Source organism: Danxiaibacter flavus, from assembly GCF_041060425.1.
Taxonomy (GTDB): Bacteria; Bacteroidota; Bacteroidia; order Chitinophagales; family Chitinophagaceae; genus Danxiaibacter; species Danxiaibacter flavus.
In genome coordinates this window covers 1,459,783-1,478,545 of sequence record NZ_JAULBC010000001.1, presented here as the reverse complement: position 1 = coordinate 1,478,545, position 18,763 = coordinate 1,459,783, and the positions used below count along the sequence as shown (strand labels likewise).

Below are 18,763 nucleotides of genomic sequence, written 5' to 3'. Positions count from 1 at the left end.
AATTTTCAATTCTCATCACCGGTGTTTTTTAATCCACCTTTTACTCTTCTCCACAAATGTTTCAGCCTCTTCTTTGGAAATATTGTTATTGAAGGCATAAACCTTCTGATTCAGGAGTTGTCCTTCTTCTGCAGTGAAAGATTTTTCTTTCCATGTTTGGTTAATATAGTCTATCCATTGTGAAGCGGTAAGACCGGCCACATTGTTCCGGCCATACTTCTTCATAGCAATGCGTTTTACCAAAAGATCACTTTCATACACCAGTGCATCATACCGTTGCTGAGGGATAAATAATTCCACTTTTTTAGCGAGCTGTAACAGTGCAGCAGCCCTGTAATTATTACGTTTATAATGCCTGTACCAAAGTAGAGCACTTGTAATAAGCAGCAGGACAAACAATATCCCAACAACATACCAACCCGGTGCTTCAAAGCTGAATTTTACCGGTGCCGGTTCAATCAATTCATCCATGATCTTACACTTATTTGCATTTTTTTCAAACAGAAAGTACACACATCCTACACCGTACATCCCACATCGTACATCACACATCGTACATCGTACACCGTACATCACTTCGTCTCACCATTTCTTCTTTCCAAAACTATATGCAGCAACAAGGGATGGTCCGTTATAACCCCACTTGAAAAATCCTTTGTACTTGTCTTTATCTACATCAACTCTGAAGTTGAGGCCGGTGTAACCCAGCGCCAAAGTGAAATGGCTCAGCACCTCGTACATCACTGCAATATTGTAGTTGATCAGGCGGCCATCTACATTATCAACCTTAAGCGCCAGATAACTGATCTCTCCGTTTATTGACCAGCGCGGCGCAATTACATACCCTCCCCATAACCCAACATCAGGCAAGGGTGCCGTAAAACCGAAATCATTGCTAACATCTATGTTTCCGCTGGTTCCACTGGCAGACAAGCCTACTCCAGCTTTTACTATGTGTGCACCAATCAGGGCTCCTGCCTCGAAACGCGGCCGGCTAAAAAATGCATAGCCGTAAGACAGCCGGAAGATATCAGTGTTAAAATACGATTTCGCAGTTGCGTTAACCGGGTACACCTTGTCTTTGAATTCGATATTTTTTTCCAGGCGGTGACTCGAACTGCGATCTATGTGGTAATATGCAAAATCCAATCGCGATCTTCTCGATATCCGCCATTGCAGATCACCCAGGAAAGTACCTGTAGTTTTTGAATACCCAAGGTCATTTTCAAAATCAATCGTAGTTCCGAATGATCCATCCTGGCTACCTACTTCAATTTGTGTATTGTTGATGGGCACGAAACCACCGGCTGCAACCTTAAATCGCTGCACAAACCAGGGTGCTGTTGGTTTTGGCTTTTCCACCGGGGATGTTATTGTGTCGCTCTGAGCGTTTACACATAAACAGCCAAAAAGAAGTAAGATAAAACCTAAAGCGCGTTTCATATAATGTGGCTTTTAAGTTCATATAATGCATTCACCGAAATGCTTCCATTCTTTGATCATCCATACAACCTCGTCACCTGTTCTTCAACCGGAAAAGCCGTACTCAGAAACACCATCGGTATTTTATAATGCCGGAATTCTTCCTGTAACCTATTCCGTGATTGTATAAAATCATCACCGTATTTTTTCCCCCAGTTATGCCGGCTATTTTTCCATTCAATTTGTTTTCTGCCGTCGCTCAACAAAAGTTTACCGTCCGGCAACGCGGCATCCATCGGATCAAACACGTGTACTAGTATAACATCATTATGGTATGATAAGTTGCGCAAATTCATTTTTGTCTCAGCATCAATCGCAAAAAAATCGCTGATCACCGTCACCACGTAGTCATGGGTTATGCTGGACCGGGTTCTTTGCAGCATCCTGTTTAGCAGTTCAGTATTAGCTTCAACGGTTTTACGTAAAGGCAGTTTTTTATTTCTTTCAACAATACATTGCAAAAAATGTTGGACCAGTGATTTACTTCGCTTGGGCGATATGTAATCATAACCTTCTTCGTTAAAGACAAGCCCGCCAGATCTGTCACCACGTTTCAGCGTGTAGAATGCGCTAAGCGCCGCCGCGTGAGCGGCAGTAACCGACTTGACAAATCGCTGCGATCCAAAAAACATCGTTGCACTTTGGTCAACAACTATAAATGTGGGACGTTCTTTTTCTTCGTTAAACACTTTTGAATGCGTACTGCCAGTGCGTGCAGTTACTTTCCAGTCTATATTCCGGATATCATCTCCGGCTACATATTGGCGCACTTCTTCAAAATCAAGTCCGCGCCCACGCAGTTTAGACGCATGCCGGCCTGCGAGCAGCGAATAAACGGGATGAGCAGGTAATATATTTCCACCCTGAACCAGGTATTCAAATCTCATCAGATCATCAAGATCAGTCACCACTTCAGGTGGGTAATGTTGTTCCTTGTTTTTTCTGAATTTGAACATGTGTTAAGCTTTGAGCTTTCAGCTATGAGCTTTTAGCTTTGAGGTGGCGGCTGTTAGGTATCAGGTGTCAGGTCTTTCATACTCTACATAATCACATCGTACATCGTACACCTTACACCTTACATCGCACATCTTACACCTTACATCGTACATCGTACATCTTACATCGTACCTCCATCAAACTACCGCTACAACTTTCAGCAACTCATCTATTACTTTATCAGCGTTTACGCCTTCGGCATTTGCTTCGTAAGTAAGAATCAGGCGGTGCCTTAATACGTCGTGAACAATATAGCGCACATCATCGGCGGTTACATAGTCTCTTCCGTTGAGCCAGGCGACAACCCTTGCGCAGCGATCTATTCCGATGGTTCCGCGCGGGCTGGCGCCGTAATTGATCCATTTCGCAGCATCCGGGCTAAATTTGGCCGGATAGCGTGTAGCGCTGATTATATCTACGATATAGTTTTCAGCAGGCTCCTTAACCTGCACATTATTGATCTCTTTACGTGCGTCAAAAACGATATCTTTTAAAATGGGTTCCTCTTTTTTTGTGTCGCCTTTTGTCTCATTCCTTACCAGCTCCATTATTTTCCGTTCGCTATCAGTATCTGGATACTCAATGAGGACCTTCATCACAAACCTGTCGAGTTGAGCTTCCGGCAAAGGGTATGTGCCCTCCTGCTCAACAGGATTTTGCGTGGCCAGCACCATAAACAGCGGTTCCATTTTATGTGTTTTACCAGCAACAGAAACCTGCCGTTCTTCCATAGCCTCCAACAGTGCTGCCTGTACTTTCGCGGGGGCCCTGTTTATTTCATCGGCCAGCACCAGGTTGCTGAAGATCGGCCCGGGCTGAAAAACAAATTTCTCTTCCGCTTGTGGTTGGTAAATCTCCGTACCGGTAATATCTGACGGAAGCAGATCGGGCGTAAATTGAATGCGGCTAAGCTTGCTGTCAAGGTTTTGGGCGAGGCTTTTTACGGCGCGTGTTTTGGCCAAACCAGGCAAGCCCTCTAAAAGAACGTTTCCGTCTGTCAGCAGCGCAATCAATATTTTATCAATCACATTTTCCTGGCCAATAATGGCCGCTTGCATTCGTGAACGCAATAACTTGATTTGTTCCAGTGTTGTTGCCATAAGTGTTCTCTAAACGGTAATAAACAAATACATAGGGCTAGCCGGTAACCATTACTATTGCTTATCAATAATTTATATAAAACACAAATCACGAAAGAATGTTCGATTAAAATATCCGGGCTAAAAGCATCTGTAATTCAAGTGCGTCAGAGAGTCAACAACCACACGATTTTATAAACAATAAAACGAGCAGAAATACCAGAATATTTTTTTGTTGAAGAAGAAGACTATTACCATTTGCACGGAAGTAAAACTTACTATACTTCTTGTTGGCAACACTAAGAGGCCTTGAACCTTTTAATTACCTCGGAGATTTCGGGAGCAGTGGCATAGGTTGTAATGGGTTTGCCTTTTTTGTTAAATAGCGCGAGGAAAGGGAAGTTTTTTATGTCATAATATTTCTGGACCACGAATGTGTATCCTTCAGTTCCTACTTTGATATTGGGATATTTTGCCAGGCCAAAGTCCGCTTCAAATTTTTTGATATCGCGATAAGGCAGATAGGAAATCATAATAATCTGTACCTGAGAAAGTTCATCCATGCTGCCGAGCATTTTTTTGGTGAAAGTCTGGCAATGCTCGCATGTCGGCGAAAAATAAACCAGCATGGCAGGAGCATTTTTTCTTAAGTCGTTTGCCTTCAGGTAATTACCATTCGTGAGTACGATATGAAAGGGCGGCATTTCTTTTTGGGAAACGTCCTGGGCCTGGCTGTAACCGCATACAGCAAAGAAAGTCAGCATAAAAGAAAGTATCCACACTCTTAAATCAAAAGCCATTTTTTTCATATGTACAGGTATCCCGTTTAAACTACAAATACAATATTTTTTCAGCAGGTTACCAAAATAAATAGTTAACAAATTCAGCATCATTTTATCATCGCACAAAAAATTCCATTACATGATTTAACGCGCCAGGGTTCAACAAACAACAGCAATCGCAAACTTGTTTTGTGTCATAGAATCCAGGGCCAGTTCAACAAATTAGTTATCAGCTGTTTAAGATATTACTTCTATGCCTAATCCCGGTTTTCCGCTTAAATGCACCATGCCATTATCAAAAACTATACCGACAGCTTTATCCTCTGAAAGCAATAAAGGACCGTCCATATCAACATAATCCAGTTGAGGAAGAAAGTTGCCTATCGCCGCAGAGCCAATAGTTGATTCATTCATGCTTCCCATCATTACTTTCATGTTTAACTCACGGGCTTTTTGAATCATTCTTATGGCGGGCGTTATGCCACTGCATTTTGTCAATTTTATATTAATGCCATGAAAATGCCCGGCGCATTTTTCAACATCCTGTTCAAATACACAACTTTCATCTGCTAACAGTGGTAAAACTGAATGCCGGTATAGTGTTTTCATTCCATCCCAGTCATCTTTATGCAACGGCTGCTCAATAAATTCTACGCCCAGTTCTTTTAGTTGCGGTATCTTTTGCATTGCTTCATCCACTGTCCAGCCCGCATTGGCATCTACACGCAACACTGCATCTGTATTTTCGCGCAATGCTTTTATTATTCCAATATCATCGGGCGTCCCAAGTTTAATCTTGTAGATGGGCCATGGCTTTGCTTTCATTTTGTCCAACATCTTTGCCACTGTATCAATACCTATAGTATAATCCGTGGCTGGTGTATTTTCCCATTTCGTATTCCAAAGGGAATACAACGGAGCTCCCTTCATTTTACCGAACAGGTCCCAGGCAGCCATATCCAACGCGGAAACCAGGAAAGGATTTTTGGGATACAGATGATGCAGATAATGCCAGTAACGCTCCGGCTCCGTAAATGCAAATTTCTCCACGAACATTTTCTTGCGTTCCAGGTCCCCCATCATTTGCTCAACCGTAATGTCATAGTAGGCTATCGCGGGCGCTTCGCCATATCCTGTGACCGGGCCGACAGACAACGCTACGCCCAGCATAGGCTGGTGCGTTTTGGTGCGGCCATTGGAAATTGTGAACGGGTATTGAAAAGGTAGTTCGTAAGAACGGTAACTAAGCTTCATTAACAACCATTTGCGTTGGAAAAAGAAGCAATTTAAAGCGCAAAGCTTAAAGCTCAAAGCCTAAAGCTTAAAACCATGGGAAGTGATTGGTGATTTTGCCACTGAAACGCTGAAACACAGAAATACTTAACCACAGATTGCCACAGAGTTGATTTTCACAAAGGACACGGAGTGAGGCTTAAAGCTTAAAGCCCAAGGCCTAAAGCTTAAAACCTGGCGGTGTGATTTGCGATTTTGCCACTGAAACACGGAAGCACAGAAAGCCCAAAGCTTAAAGCTTAAAACTACTGGAGAGATTGGGCATTTGCCACTGAAACACGGAAGCACAGAAAGCCCAAAGCCTAAAGCGTAGAACCGATATTCCTCCAGAAGTAATCATCGACTAAAGAAAATATGCTTACTTAGGCTTTAGGCTTTAAGCTTTAAGCTTTAGGCTTTGAACCCTACCCTCTCCTCCCCCGGCCACTTTCGTCAACATAGCCCTTAAGCTCGTTATTGAAAGAGGTGCTTGCAATCAACTTTTCCAGTGTAAGGTGCATCCTGTATTTCCAGTAATGGCGTGCAACAGACGGTATGTTAATTCTTTCTTCTGCCGGATCATCTCTTCTTATAGCTACGTTCATGCCCAACAGATCCTGTAGCTGAAAAATGCTCCACATGGCTGGAGAATATAAATGCTCTTTGACTATTGCAGTATTTACCCAGGCATCACACAGGTATGGTGCATATCCTTCGTAACCCATTACCTGGTTGTAAAAAAGCTGAGACTTGTTCCTGTCTTCTTCCCACCAACCACGAATGGTACTCATATCGTGAGTGGAAGGCATAACAACGCTTAGGTAAGGCGCGTCTGCGGGATTAAAGAATTCGTGATAACTATCCTTTGGCATTCGCTGAATTTCCAGGCTTAACAAGCCAAGCTGTTTCATTACATCCGGCACACAGGCAGGTACAAGGCCAAGATCTTCTCCACAGATCAGCATGTCGGTCGACCTCTTTAAACGGGGTAATCTTTCCAGTGCTTCCTGCTTCCATACTTCATCCTGCCTCCTAAAGAAATAGTCAACATACAATTCATTTAAATGAAACCGGCTATGCTCGTCCAATTGCTTGAACGACGTGGTTTCGAACATATTAAACCTGAAATGAAATTGTTCGCCTTCGCTGTTTTCAGCTTCAAACAGAATAACATTTGCCAGCAGTGAATTTAACGCCTGCTGCAGCCAGCGATTATGTGGATTGTTCTCAAAATGTTTAAAGTAATTGTAGACCTTTCGCTGAGAATCAAACTCAGGTTTCATGCTATAGTGACCGTAGCCATGATTGATCAGGAAAGTATTGCGGATATAATGCTGCTGGTCGCCAAAAATATCGTGCAATATTTCCTCGGTTATGTATGGCTTTGTAAGGCGGTCATAATCAAATGGAATATTCCGCGCATGGAACTCGTTGATATGCACGGGGACAGCCGGCTCAAAATGTCCCATTATTCCATCCAGGGAATTATAAGGAACACTCCAGATCCGGAAGAAACCAAGGATATGATCCACACGGAAAGCATCAAAGTAATAAGACATCTGCCTGAAGCGCCTTTTCCACCAGTCAAAATCATCCTGCTTCATTCTATCCCAGTTATATGTAGGGAAACCCCAGTTCTGACCATTTACCGCAAAATCATCCGGTGGCGCGCCTGCCTGCAGGTGAAGATTGTACAATTCCGGCTGCTGCCACACATCGGCACTATAACGGTATACGCCAATTGGAATATCACCTTTTAAAATAATGCCTTTGCTATGTACGTAATCAGCCGCATCTTTTAATTGCAGATGCAAATGATATTGTACAAAATAATACATGGCAATACTGTCTGCTACCTCTTTGTCTTCATTGATCATCAGCTCAATTTCATCGGCATTGTATTGGTTGAAGACTGGCCAGCGGTTAAAATGTGCTGTATGAAATTTATCTCTCAGGTAACAAAACGCCGCATATGGCTTTAACCAGTGCTCGTTTTGCTTATAGAAATCCTTATATTCTTTTGAAGCGAATACTTTAGCACTGTTCAGTGGATATACCTGTTTTACAAAATCCCATTTCAGCCTGTTCACCGCCTCATAATCAACGGTGTCTTTACGGTTTAACGCAACGCGTTCCTGCTCAATCCCAGTCAATAAATGCTCCTGCCCTTTGTTGATGATTGCTGCAAGGTCAAGATACATCGGGTGCAACGCGAAAGCTGAAATAGCAGCATAGGGATAAGAATCCAGCCACGAATGCGCCGCCGTACTATCGTTTACCGGTAGGATCTGAATTAGCTTCAGCCCTGTAGCATGTGCCCAATCGGCCAGCAATTTGATATCAGAAAAACTGCCCACGCCGAAACTTTTTTCGCTCCTGAGGCTAAATACAGGAACAGCTGTACCGGCACCCTTCCATGTATTATTTGGCAATACAGCAAAACCATCGTTTACAACGGTAAAAGTGTCATCGTCTGCATCGCCATGCAATACACGGTTTTCGCCTTCCTCATAAGCCACTATTCTACCGGTGCCAGTTTCACACACTGCATATTTATACACAAGCGGGAACACCGCTTCACCCAGATCAAAAGCTCCGATAAAATGGGGGCCATCCTCCTCTTTGGTAAGCAGCGCCGGCCGTGCTTCATCCCAACTGCCGAATGCAGCATCATTGCCGAGTATACAAATACTCTGGTGCTCCAAAATCAACGGGGCTTTCACCTTAAACAAATGCGTGGTAAGACCTGTTGCGGGCGTTTTTAGCGGCTCTCCATTCCGACGAAGAAGCACTTGCGTAAACGGCTCTGTATAAAAAGCATTTTCATAATAGCCGGGATGATTCCAGGAGTCTTTAACATGTACCCTGGAAGCCTTGCTTTCTGCCAATTTCAATATCTTATCATTTCCCCAATCCAGTGCCGTAACACCATTGGGATACCTGACCATAAAATTGTAGCCAATACCGCTCTCCGGTATTTCACTGCGGTTTAGTTTAAAAGTTGCGGTCCAGGTATCATGACTTAAATAATCCATTTTCAGCGCCTCATCATGATCACCATTTCCCAGAGCGGGATGGTTGCCTGTAATAAACAGGTCCTCACCCGGTCTTGTGTAGAACCGGACTTCAATTGTATAGATGATCGTATTGTTGCCGGCCGCTTTTTTTGTCTCCGGCCTGACTACTCCGCTTACTTTTTTTGTGGGTGCTGCTGCTTTTTTTGTTGCAGCTTTCTTAACCGGCGCTGCCTTTTCCTCTGTACGGATATTTGCTGCTACTGAGGTGACACTGGCGGCAGCTTCTGATTTCTTTGTTTTTCTCTTTGCTGCAGGTTTCTTTTCCTCGACCGGAGCTGGATCTGAACCGGGAGTTGACGCGCTTTTTTCCGGCTCTTTAACGGCCTTTTTCCTCGCCGCTGCTTTTTTGGGAACAACCGGTTCTGCTGACACGGCCGGAATTTCGCTGCTATTCTCTTTCTTCTTTTTAGATGTACTGGCTTTTTTTATTGCTTTTGCCGGTGCGGTATCCGCTGCCGGAACTCCCGCAGGTTTCGCAATTTCTGCAGGCTCTGAACCTGCAACCGGCAATATTTTCTCTTTTTTGGTTCTACCCTTTTTTACTTTGTCATCATTATTACTCATGCTTTACCGTATAAAAGTTATATGTACTGCCGTTCCGCCTCAAAACTCACACAGCCTCCGTTGTTTTAAAAATAAACAATGCGTAACAACCACACAAATATTACTTGCCATATAGATACACTGTTACAAAAAATTCATTCGCCACCCGAACCGCTAGCCGAAAGCTGCTTAAGTTGCCGGAGGTTACAACACAAAAAACAAGAGCCACTTGAAATAAGTGGCTCTTCGAAATATGCTTGTTTGAACTATTGCTGCTCTTTTTCCGGAACATACAGTTCGCGGTATTTTGGATGAGGATCTCCTCTGTGGCATGAAATGCAACCTACAACCTGGATGGTATCCGGTTGTGCCGAACCATTAAAATTAAAATAGTTGGAATTGATATCGCGCGTCATTTTGATCATGTGGCGCGCTGCTTCTTTTTCCATTTTTTCGTCGCTGGCAAAATCAAGTTTTGAAGCATCATCTTTGCGCGGAGCGTGGCAAAAACCACATTTTACGCCCAAAGATTTATTGAATTCTTTCATAACAGCAATAAGGCTATCATGAGAAATATCGTTCGACAAGACTTTTACATTTTTAAAACCCTGCTGAGGTTTATTAAATGCAACGCCGGTGATGACAACCGAGGCTATTCCGAGAGATACAAGCAGTTTTCTTTTGTTTCTCAAAAGCATAGTAATGTTTTAAGGAGTAAAATAAGTGTTACAGAAGTAAATATAAAAAAAGAGCCCAATATTGCATCAGGCTCTCAAAAAAAATATTTTCTTTCTTTAACTCATACTAGTATTAGAAGAAGCTTCCTGCCGTAGGTTGTTGTAGCTTTCTTTACCCTGAGCGATCAGCTTAAGAATTTTTTCTCTTACATCATCTCTCAGTCCGGAGACCTGATTTGAAAATACTTCTTCCAGATCTGATAGTTCAGTGCCTGCCCTTCTCTTCATTCTTTTTAATTTCTTTTTCAGATCATCAGCAGAGTCGGCAATTTTCTGACGAGTTTCAGCGCCTGAAGCGGGAGCAACCATTAAACCTACAACTGCACCTGCAATAAGGCCGGAGATAGTTCCGATTAAGATTTGTTTTGCACTCATTGTATTTAAGTTTTTTAGGTTATACAATTTCGTTTATATCCAATTTTCCAATAACCTTGCCAAACCCTTAATGCTTTAAACCGGCAAAATGCAAAAATATTTACAAAAGAGTCAAACAAGGGGAACTCCGGATTAAATTGCTGCGCGGCTTTGGTGTTATTAATGCCGGCTTACACCGCCTCAGCCTTCTATATAAACCCTCAAACCGCAAAATTGTTCGTTCCCGGGATTTCTAATTGACAGGCGGTGATTATAGATGAAGAAATTCCCCACTATTGCAACCATCCTTCTATATTGGGGATGTTAACGAATTCATTCACCCAAACCCAAAAAGACAGGTAACGGCCAAAGGTAGTTCCGTCGCGTCGCCGCTTCTTTGCGTTCACTGCGTAAAACCGTCTACTTTTTAAATGCAGCCGCAACATTGCGCCCCGTCCACACCTGGGGAGTTTTTAACCCAAGAATATACGCTATCGTTGCAGCTGTGTCATAAGTCATAATGCTTTCCTTTACCTCGTTATTGCTTTTTACGCCCGGTCCCGCAATTATCCACGGTATTTCTACCTCCTGTAGCGTTTTGCCTCCATGGCCTTTATTAATTCCACCATGATCGGCACTGATGATCACAATCGTATTTTCTTTCATGCCGGCGTCGTCAAGTGCCTGCATAATCTCACCAACATATTTATCACTTTTATGTACCTGCTGATAATATTCAGGTGTACCATGCCCTATATTATGACCAACACCATCTATATCAGAAAAATGAACAAAGGTGAACAAGGGCTTTTTAGATTTGATGTAATCAATGGATTTCACAAGCGTATTACTATCCCCCTCGGCATGCAATGAAAAACTTACCGCATTGTGAGGAAACAGGTAACCAATGCCTCCCCATTCATAAACAACGCCGGTTTCTGCAGCTGGCTTTTGCTCCTTTAACAAGGTAAAGATCGAAGGAAACATATTGAACTGATCGAGCTGCTGTGACGGCAACTCCGGCTTCTTACTGTCCCACTCTGTATAGCCATGCAGTTCTGTACCTGCACCCATTAACATACTCGCCCAGTTATCAGCGCTTGAAGAAGGCAATACGGAACGGGCATGCAAACTCCATGAGCCACTATTCATCACGTTTCGGATATTGGGTATATCCGCTTTATCAAAGCTATACGCACCAAATCCATCAAAACCAATAAGCACTACGTGCTTTACATTTTTAATTTGCGCGAAACAAAAATGCAAACAAAAGAGCGAACAAAGCGACAGGATGATTTTCTTCATAATATTTGAGTTACAACCGGCATCAGGCACGAGGTACGTTAACGCAGGCAGGTTTATTTTTCTCGCACCTTCTTTATTAGAGAGAGCGACGAATGGTTTTATGGACTTTATTTCTCAAACGGGAATATCGAGGATTCGACGTGTGACTGATCCATCAATTTGGTAAGCTCCTGTACCCTGGTGGGGTTTGAGGAAGCTATATTATTTTTTTCTGCGGGATCTTTTGAAAGATCGTATAGTTCAACTGATGTCTTGTTTTTATCAAACACGTTTAAACGGACTGCCTTCCACTTCCCTTTTCTCACCGATTGTGTGCCGCCATTCTCATGAAATTCAAAATACAGGTAATCATGCTGCTTTTGTTTTTTCTGTAATAGTGAAGGGAGAAATGAAATTCCATCTGTGTTTGCAGGTGCCTGTACTCCTGCTATTTGCGCAAACGTGGGCAATACATCCCAGAAAGCTCCTGCATAATCATTCACTGTACCTGCTTTTACTTTACCCGGCCACCTGGCAATAAACGGTTCCCTCACACCGCCTTCATACAAATCCCTTTTATATCCGCGCAACCCTCCACCACTGTTGAAGAAATCGGGATCAGCGCCGCCTTCAAGATGCGGACCATTGTCGCTTGTAAAGATCACCAGTGTATTATCATCTATTCCCAGGGCCTTCAATTTATTCATTACCTGTCCTACATACACATCCAGCCTTGTAACCATTGCAGCAAACATGGCGTGAGGATATTGTTGTGAAGTATAACCTCCTTTGTTTGCCTTTGGACCATAATCATTACCCTTGTATGGCTTCTCATCAAACTTTCCTTTGTATTCAAGAAAGATGCTATCGTCGGGTGCAAGTAGCTCTGCATGCGGCAAAGTATAGGTAAGGAATAACATGAATGGTTTGGACTTGTTGTCATCCAAAAACTGCAATGCTTTTTGCTGAATCATTTCAGGAGCATAAGTCTTTGCCTGAAGCAGGTTATCATTACCATCAAGATCAACTTTTGTATCATTATCCCAAATATGTGTAGGATAATATCTGTGTGCCAGCAGTTGGCAGTTGTATCCGTAAAATCTGTCAAAGCCCTGCTTTAGCGGATCGCCTTCGCTACCAACGGGACCAAGTCCCCATTTACCAAAAATACCAGTTGTATAACCAGCCTGTTTCATTACTTCTCCCACTGTGATTGCAGAATCAGGAATAGGTTGTTGCCCTTCAGGCTGTACTTCTTTATTACCACGAATATATGTGTGGCCTGTATGCAAGCCAGTCATTAGTGACGAACGTGAAGGAGCACATACAGATGTGCCAGCATAGAATTGAGTATACTTCATGCCCTCAGCAGCAAGCTGATCCAAATGAGGCGTTTTTATTTTTGTTTGTCCGTACGGGCCAATATCTCCATATCCCAAATCATCGGCGAGAATAAAAATAATATTGGGCTTTTTTGCGGGTGATTGAGCAAGCAGGCCGAGGTGTGCTAATATCAGCATAGACGCGGCTAACAAATACATCCTTTTCATGCGCAAGTTTTAAGATGTGCAAAACGATTGTTCTGAGACTAAATATCAAAGAAAATGAAATAACCAGATAAAAGAACAGGCAACCGTTTGATTTAAATCGGTTACCTGTTTTAACTACGAGAAAAACTAAGAAACAGTACCGCTCTTCTAAACACTAACTGCTATGAAAATTGTTCGGCTGAACGGTATTTGTTTCGTCGTTATTTCCAGCCTGTGTTTTGTACCAGGTTTGGATTAAGTGTAAGATCATTTAACGGCAACGGATGCAGGTAATAATAATCCGGCCATGTTTTAGTTGTTGCATCCTGGAAATATTGTACATATCCCTGATCTGCATTCTGGTATATTTTCACCACATTGGCAGGATAATCGGATCTTTTAACACGAACGCCCAATTGAGAATGCTGATTGATATAGTTGCACTTGTTCCATCTTCTTAAATCATCAAAACGGAAGCCTTCTCCCATCAACTCGACGCGACGCTCTCTTCGTATCTCCCATAACACGGGATTTACAGAAGCATCTCTTGCCGGATCGAATGAAGCGCTGATATCAGCCACTTGCATTGGCGCCACATTTGCTCTTGCACGAAGCTTGTTAATTGTCTGATCTGCTACGCCCTGGTTAAACTGTCCCATTTCATACATCGCTTCTGCATAGTTCAGCATAGTTTCCTCAATATGTAAAACAGGACAATCTGTTGTATTATTGGTCGCATCAGTAGGTGTTGTTGTGTTGTAGAATTTCCAGAAATAATAACCCAGTCTTGATGCGACAAACGCAGCGCCCGTACCTCTAAAGTGCGGGATCGCATCGACGTATAATGAGCTCCAGTTAGAAACAGGTAACGCTTTAGAACTTGCCCCGCGGATATTGTTCATTGTATCAATAAACTCCCTGTCTGCTACATTCCCGGTGTGAGACCAGGTAGCATTACCGTTAGCTGTCACAACCCGGTACGGTGGAATTACTGTGTAGTACAGGCGACGATCACGCTTACGAAATTCGGAGTACATCGTTGAATCGCTATAATCAGCACTCGCTTTAACAGGTTTACCGTCGGAGCATAGATAGCTTTCAACAGCGTCTCTTGTAAGATCATAATTCCAGGAAGATGTTCTTGAATAGCGCGTCATACCGTGTGTACGCTGGCTTACAGCATAAGCTTTATACAAGATAACACCGGGAACATTTGCGAGACTTTCTGAGTTAAACAACAGATCATAACTTGGATTGATAGCAGGAAATGCGGCCAACAACTGCGCTGATGCATCAATACTTGCCAGGAGATATGTCTGAGCACCCTGCAGGCCATGATATTTCCGCCATGTACCTTCGAACAAGCCAAAACGGCTGATGATGGCTCTTACTACGTTTTGATTAATAGTATTAGGACCATCACCATTTGGTTTGATGTGGCTTTCTGCCCATTTTAGATCTCTTAATATTCTTGCAGCAACTGTATCTCTCGGATCTCTTTTACCGTACAGAATATCTTTATCGCTATCTTTTACTACATGTTCAACCCATTGCACATCCCCATAGCCTGATAACAATTGCATATAACGAACGGATCTGAACAACAGACCAACACTTCTCCAATGATCTTTATCGGTCTGCGTCATGGCAGACTGATCAACATTATCCAGCATCAGGTTAACGCTGCGTATGTAAGAAAAATCCCATGATACACCGGTTGAAGGAACACCACCTGAATTGGGAACAACAACTGTTTGCAGCGCCCAGGCATTTGAGTTATCTGCTGTGCCATAACCCATATTATCTGAATTGCGATCGCCATATAACAGAGCAGGATCATCAGCTCCGCCATTATCATTTCCGTATCCAACAAAAGCAGTACCATACAATCCCCACGCGTATGTTTTAAAATTATCGCTTGTTTTGAAGGCTGTAACTTCTGTTTGCTGATCAAGTGGATATCTGTCAAGATAAGTTTTTGAGCACCCACTTAAAACAAGTATAACTGCGGCTAATATGATTAGTGAACGTTTCATGTATAGAATGATTTAAGTGCGTTAAAAAGTAAGGTTTGCGCCGAATGAATACATTTTCATGAAAGGATAGCCAACGCCGTAGCCTTTGTCTGCACTTTCCGGATCTACACCTGACGGCACATGCTTGCGGGTGAACAGATTTTCACCACTGACAAATACCCTTAACTTTTCAAGATGCACCCGTTTTAGTAATGCAGAAGGCAAGGTGTAACCCAGCGTTACGTTCTTCAATCTCCAGTAAGCACCATTAACCAGGTATTTGGTTTGGGTCATACGGTTAGCGCTGGTATTACCAAGTCCTTCATCATATAAACGTGCGAAATAAGCATTGGGACGATCGGGCATCCAGTAATCGGTTTGAGAGGCAAAAATGTTACTAAACCTTCCGTTAGCATAAGGAAAAATAAGTGAATTATTTAACCACAGATCACGTTTACCAATGCCTTGCACGAAGAACGAGAAATCAAATCCTTTCCATGCAACTGTTCCGTTAATACCAAATTGCAGGCGACGTGTTGTGTTACCAATGATACTTCTATCGCCCGGATCGTTTGCCGTATTTGTATTTGTTTTAATGGTGTCGTTTCCATCTCTGTCAACATACAACACATCACCAGGATTCGGTTTCGGATAGCCGTTAACAAAAGGCACATTTGCTTTTAATGTACCGTTCTTACCGTTTGCATCAAGCGTACCTTCAGCAAAATCATTTTCAGTGTAATAGCGCGAAGTTGTGTAGCCCCAGATTTCACCAACCTGCTGGCCGGCATAGTACATATAGTTGCCATCTTTGTCCTGCAGCAATTTTGTTGGATTATTATAGCTGGTTATCTGTGCTTTTGTATCATACAGGTTAAATCCGATTGAGTAAGATATTTTACCGATATTATCTTTCCAGGATGCTTCCAGCTCCCAACCTTTGGTTTTCAGGTTAGCGGCATTTTGCCTTGGAGCTGATGTTCCCAATATAGATGGCAAAGCCGCTCCCGGAGCAAGCATTCCAAGCGTTTGACGTTGATAAGCATCAAACGAAGCCTGCAATTTGTTTTTAAACAAGCCAACATTTAAACCCAGGTTGAGTGTTCTTACCGTTTCCCAGGTAAAGTTTGAACTAACCAATGCCGGTGTAGTGAGCGTAGTATATACCGCATCATTGGCTACCCAGTTAGAATATACGGCAGACATTTGCGGAACATAAGGATAGTTATTAGGGAAATACGGATAACCACTGCTGTTGATCGTAGCCTGGTTGCCAATCTCACCCCATGATCCGCGAAGTTTCAACTCTGATAAAACAGGCTTCAGTACCTGCATAAAATTCTCTTCGCTTACGCGCCATCCGGCAGAGAAAGAAGGAAAGAACCCGTATTTATGATTGGGAGGAAACTTGGAAGAACCATCATAGCGGCCGTTTGCTTCCAACAAATATTTGTTCCTATAAGCATAGTTAATACGGCCAAACCAACCACGCACTGCATACTCCGTATAAAAGTCCTGTGATTTCAAAACACCGGTACCCTGGGAAAGTGAAGGCAGATCATCGTTGATCATATTGGTCATCTGTGAATAGAACAACTCAGTATGACTGAATTCCTGGTTATAACCAACCATCACACTCAGGTTATGATCATCAAAACGTTTGTCATAATTGGCAAACAAGTTTACTGAGTTATAGTTGGTAAAGGAATTTGCTTTTGTAAATACGGAGTTGGCTATTGAAGTGGCCGGCAGATAAGTACTTACATCAGTTACAAGGAACTTCTTATCAAACGCTGTTGAATCGCTTGTCAGTCTATCGAAAGTATATTCACCGGTAATAGTAAGTCCGGCCATTGGTTTTAAAATGATCCGTCCTGTAGCTCTTATATCATTCAGTTTTGCATTGCTGGTAGAAGCCAGATCTGTAAAATTTCTCGGCGTGGCAAATGGCCTGTTGTTCGCCGAATCAAATCCAATTGGTGCGAAAGAAGGTATGTTGGCAATGTTACCAAAGATCCCCGCAGGATATGATGTGATCGGAAAACTTTTTTCTGAATTGGTATAGCCAAAATTCAATTGGGCAGTTAACCATTTTGCAATATCTGAATTTACAAAAGATGTTACGTTGTAACGTTTGTAACTATCTTTCTTGCTTGATAGTATTCCATCTGAATTTGTTGCCCCCAATGCCAGCCGGTAAGAGTTTCTTGCAGAACCGCCGCTCATCGCAATGTTATGCGTTTGAGCAAATCCTGTTCTGAAAAGATCTTTGGCTTCATTGTTTTCTTTTAGCCAGTAGTGCTTGGAGTTATCTATTACCACACCGTTTGGATACAGGGATGGATTTTTATTATAATCATTCAGATAACCGATCCATTTGTCAAGATCCTGCGCTTCACCCCAATAAGTAATGCCGCCGGCATCTTTAAACATTTGTAACGTTTGAAGTGGTGTGGCACTTTTTGGTATATCTGTAGCCTGGCTGAATGCAAAATTGTTTGAATATTCAAACCTTGTTTTTCTATCACCAATTGGCTTTTTAGTTGTGATAAGAACCACACCGTATGCTGTACGGCCGCCATAAATTGAAGCAGATGCAGCATCTTTTAATACAGAAACACTTTCAATATCGTTCGGGTTAACAAGGCTTAGATCTTGTACAGGAACGTTATCAACTAATATCAGCGGACTACCTCCGTTAATGCTGGTCATACCGCGTATGTTCACATCAGTTCTTGCGCCCGGCTCACCTGAACCATATGTTACCTGCAAGCCGGGAACTACACCCTGCAATGCCTGGCTAACGGAAGTAACAGGCCTGTCGCCCACTACATCTTTCATCTTTACCGTGTTTACTGCGCCGGTAATATTCGATTTTTTCTGTGTACCGTAACCCACAACAACCACTTCATTCAGGCTGCTTTCAGCGGCTTTCATTATTACTGAAAGATCATTACTGCCGGCAGGAACAACAATTGTATTGAGCTGATATCCCAACGCGGTAATTTCCAGCGTTTCCCCCTCATCAGCCCTGATAGTAAACACACCATTTTCATTGGTTGTAACACCCCTGGTGGTTCCTTTCACCATTACCGACGCAGCTTGCAGAGGATTTCCTTTTTCATCTGTAACACGCCCTTTTACATTGTTAGCATACGCGGCGTTGAGTATATTTTCTGCAGGACTTGTAAGTTTCTGTTTACTCTCGGGAGCTCTTTCTGCATTTTTATTGATCAAGACAACCTGGTTGCCCGTTACTTTATACTCTATCTGTAATGGTGATAGCAATTTATCAAGCACTTCTTCCAGGCGCTCATTATTGGCGTCTAGCGTTACTATTGCCTGAACGGGAATTTTCTGTGCGCTGTACACAAATTTTACCTCGGCAATTTGTGACAATTTTGAAAGAACTGTTTTAAGCTCAGCACCTTCTACCTGAACTTTAATTTTTTTGTCTAACACCTGTTGGCCTTCAACGTGATCAGCATAAGCTGTACCACACAAAATAAATAGCAATAATAAAGGCAGCAATCCGGCTCGCATTAGTATAATAGTTAGCTGTTTGGCTAGTTTTGCATTTTGCATAACTTTACATTGTTTTGGTTAAATACTA

The 18,763-nt window shown here is 42.6% G+C and carries 13 protein-coding genes; all 13 read right to left on the bottom strand.

Annotated elements, in window-relative coordinates; all coding sequences use genetic code 11:
- Nucleotides 1-15: 15 nt before the first annotated feature.
- Nucleotides 16-471: a DUF4381 domain-containing protein gene (locus QTN47_RS05675; protein ID WP_369328360.1), complete on the bottom strand. Its 456-nt coding sequence runs from the start codon at nucleotides 469-471 to the stop codon at nucleotides 16-18.
- Between the two features lie 111 nt (nucleotides 472-582).
- On the bottom strand, nucleotides 583-1,443 hold the full coding sequence (locus tag QTN47_RS05670; protein ID WP_369328359.1) for a hypothetical protein: 861 nt from the start codon (nucleotides 1,441-1,443) through the stop codon (nucleotides 583-585).
- A gap of 56 nt (nucleotides 1,444-1,499) precedes the next feature.
- Entirely contained in the window at nucleotides 1,500-2,438 is a 939-nt protein-coding gene (locus QTN47_RS05665; protein ID WP_369328358.1) for a DUF58 domain-containing protein, read from the bottom strand.
- 177 nt (nucleotides 2,439-2,615) lie between these two features.
- Nucleotides 2,616-3,578 (bottom strand): AAA family ATPase, encoded by a 963-nt coding sequence (locus QTN47_RS05660; RefSeq protein ID WP_369328357.1) that lies wholly within the window; start codon nucleotides 3,576-3,578, stop codon nucleotides 2,616-2,618.
- 278 nt (nucleotides 3,579-3,856) lie between these two features.
- Nucleotides 3,857-4,366, bottom strand: a complete 510-nt coding sequence (locus tag QTN47_RS05655; protein WP_369328356.1) for a thioredoxin-like domain-containing protein — start codon at nucleotides 4,364-4,366, stop codon at nucleotides 3,857-3,859.
- A gap of 210 nt (nucleotides 4,367-4,576) precedes the next feature.
- A complete protein-coding gene (locus tag QTN47_RS05650; RefSeq protein ID WP_369328355.1) occupies nucleotides 4,577-5,593 on the bottom strand; it encodes a dipeptide epimerase in 1,017 nt (338 codons plus the stop codon).
- Nucleotides 5,594-6,036: 443 nt separating this feature from the next.
- Complete coding sequence (locus tag QTN47_RS05645; RefSeq protein ID WP_369328354.1) at nucleotides 6,037-9,252, bottom strand: 4-alpha-glucanotransferase; 3,216 nt, start codon at nucleotides 9,250-9,252, stop codon at nucleotides 6,037-6,039.
- A gap of 245 nt (nucleotides 9,253-9,497) precedes the next feature.
- Complete coding sequence (locus QTN47_RS05640; RefSeq protein ID WP_369328353.1) at nucleotides 9,498-9,929, bottom strand: c-type cytochrome; 432 nt, start codon at nucleotides 9,927-9,929, stop codon at nucleotides 9,498-9,500.
- 96 nt (nucleotides 9,930-10,025) lie between these two features.
- Nucleotides 10,026-10,343, bottom strand: a complete 318-nt coding sequence (locus QTN47_RS05635; protein WP_369328352.1) for a YtxH domain-containing protein — start codon at nucleotides 10,341-10,343, stop codon at nucleotides 10,026-10,028.
- Between the two features lie 399 nt (nucleotides 10,344-10,742).
- Entirely contained in the window at nucleotides 10,743-11,627 is an 885-nt protein-coding gene (locus QTN47_RS05630) for an alkaline phosphatase family protein (RefSeq protein ID WP_369328351.1), read from the bottom strand.
- 107 nt (nucleotides 11,628-11,734) lie between these two features.
- Nucleotides 11,735-13,156, bottom strand: a complete 1,422-nt coding sequence (locus QTN47_RS05625) for an arylsulfatase (protein ID WP_369328350.1) — start codon at nucleotides 13,154-13,156, stop codon at nucleotides 11,735-11,737.
- A 200-nt stretch (nucleotides 13,157-13,356) separates the two neighbouring features.
- On the bottom strand, nucleotides 13,357-15,171 hold the full coding sequence (locus QTN47_RS05620; protein WP_369328349.1) for a RagB/SusD family nutrient uptake outer membrane protein: 1,815 nt from the start codon (nucleotides 15,169-15,171) through the stop codon (nucleotides 13,357-13,359).
- 21 nt (nucleotides 15,172-15,192) lie between these two features.
- Complete coding sequence (locus tag QTN47_RS05615; RefSeq protein WP_369328348.1) at nucleotides 15,193-18,735, bottom strand: TonB-dependent receptor; 3,543 nt, start codon at nucleotides 18,733-18,735, stop codon at nucleotides 15,193-15,195.
- Nucleotides 18,736-18,763: the final 28 nt, after the last annotated feature.

What these genes read in the sequence shown, in the direction of transcription:
- QTN47_RS05675 (WP_369328360.1), bottom strand. Translation starts at nt 471, where the DNA reads ATGGATGAATTGATTGAACCGGCACCGGTAAAATTCAGCTTTGAAGCA.
- QTN47_RS05670 (WP_369328359.1), bottom strand. Translation starts at nt 1,443, where the DNA reads ATGAAACGCGCTTTAGGTTTTATCTTACTTCTTTTTGGCTGTTTATGT.
- QTN47_RS05665 (WP_369328358.1), bottom strand. Translation starts at nt 2,438, where the DNA reads ATGTTCAAATTCAGAAAAAACAAGGAACAACATTACCCACCTGAAGTG.
- QTN47_RS05660 (WP_369328357.1), bottom strand. Translation starts at nt 3,578, where the DNA reads ATGGCAACAACACTGGAACAAATCAAGTTATTGCGTTCACGAATGCAA.
- QTN47_RS05655 (WP_369328356.1), bottom strand. Translation starts at nt 4,366, where the DNA reads ATGAAAAAAATGGCTTTTGATTTAAGAGTGTGGATACTTTCTTTTATG.
- QTN47_RS05650 (WP_369328355.1), bottom strand. Translation starts at nt 5,593, where the DNA reads ATGAAGCTTAGTTACCGTTCTTACGAACTACCTTTTCAATACCCGTTC.
- QTN47_RS05645 (WP_369328354.1), bottom strand. Translation starts at nt 9,252, where the DNA reads ATGAGTAATAATGATGACAAAGTAAAAAAGGGTAGAACCAAAAAAGAG.
- QTN47_RS05640 (WP_369328353.1), bottom strand. Translation starts at nt 9,929, where the DNA reads ATGCTTTTGAGAAACAAAAGAAAACTGCTTGTATCTCTCGGAATAGCC.
- QTN47_RS05635 (WP_369328352.1), bottom strand. Translation starts at nt 10,343, where the DNA reads ATGAGTGCAAAACAAATCTTAATCGGAACTATCTCCGGCCTTATTGCA.
- QTN47_RS05630 (WP_369328351.1), bottom strand. Translation starts at nt 11,627, where the DNA reads ATGAAGAAAATCATCCTGTCGCTTTGTTCGCTCTTTTGTTTGCATTTT.
- QTN47_RS05625 (WP_369328350.1), bottom strand. Translation starts at nt 13,156, where the DNA reads ATGAAAAGGATGTATTTGTTAGCCGCGTCTATGCTGATATTAGCACAC.
- QTN47_RS05620 (WP_369328349.1), bottom strand. Translation starts at nt 15,171, where the DNA reads ATGAAACGTTCACTAATCATATTAGCCGCAGTTATACTTGTTTTAAGT.
- QTN47_RS05615 (WP_369328348.1), bottom strand. Translation starts at nt 18,735, where the DNA reads ATGCAAAATGCAAAACTAGCCAAACAGCTAACTATTATACTAATGCGA.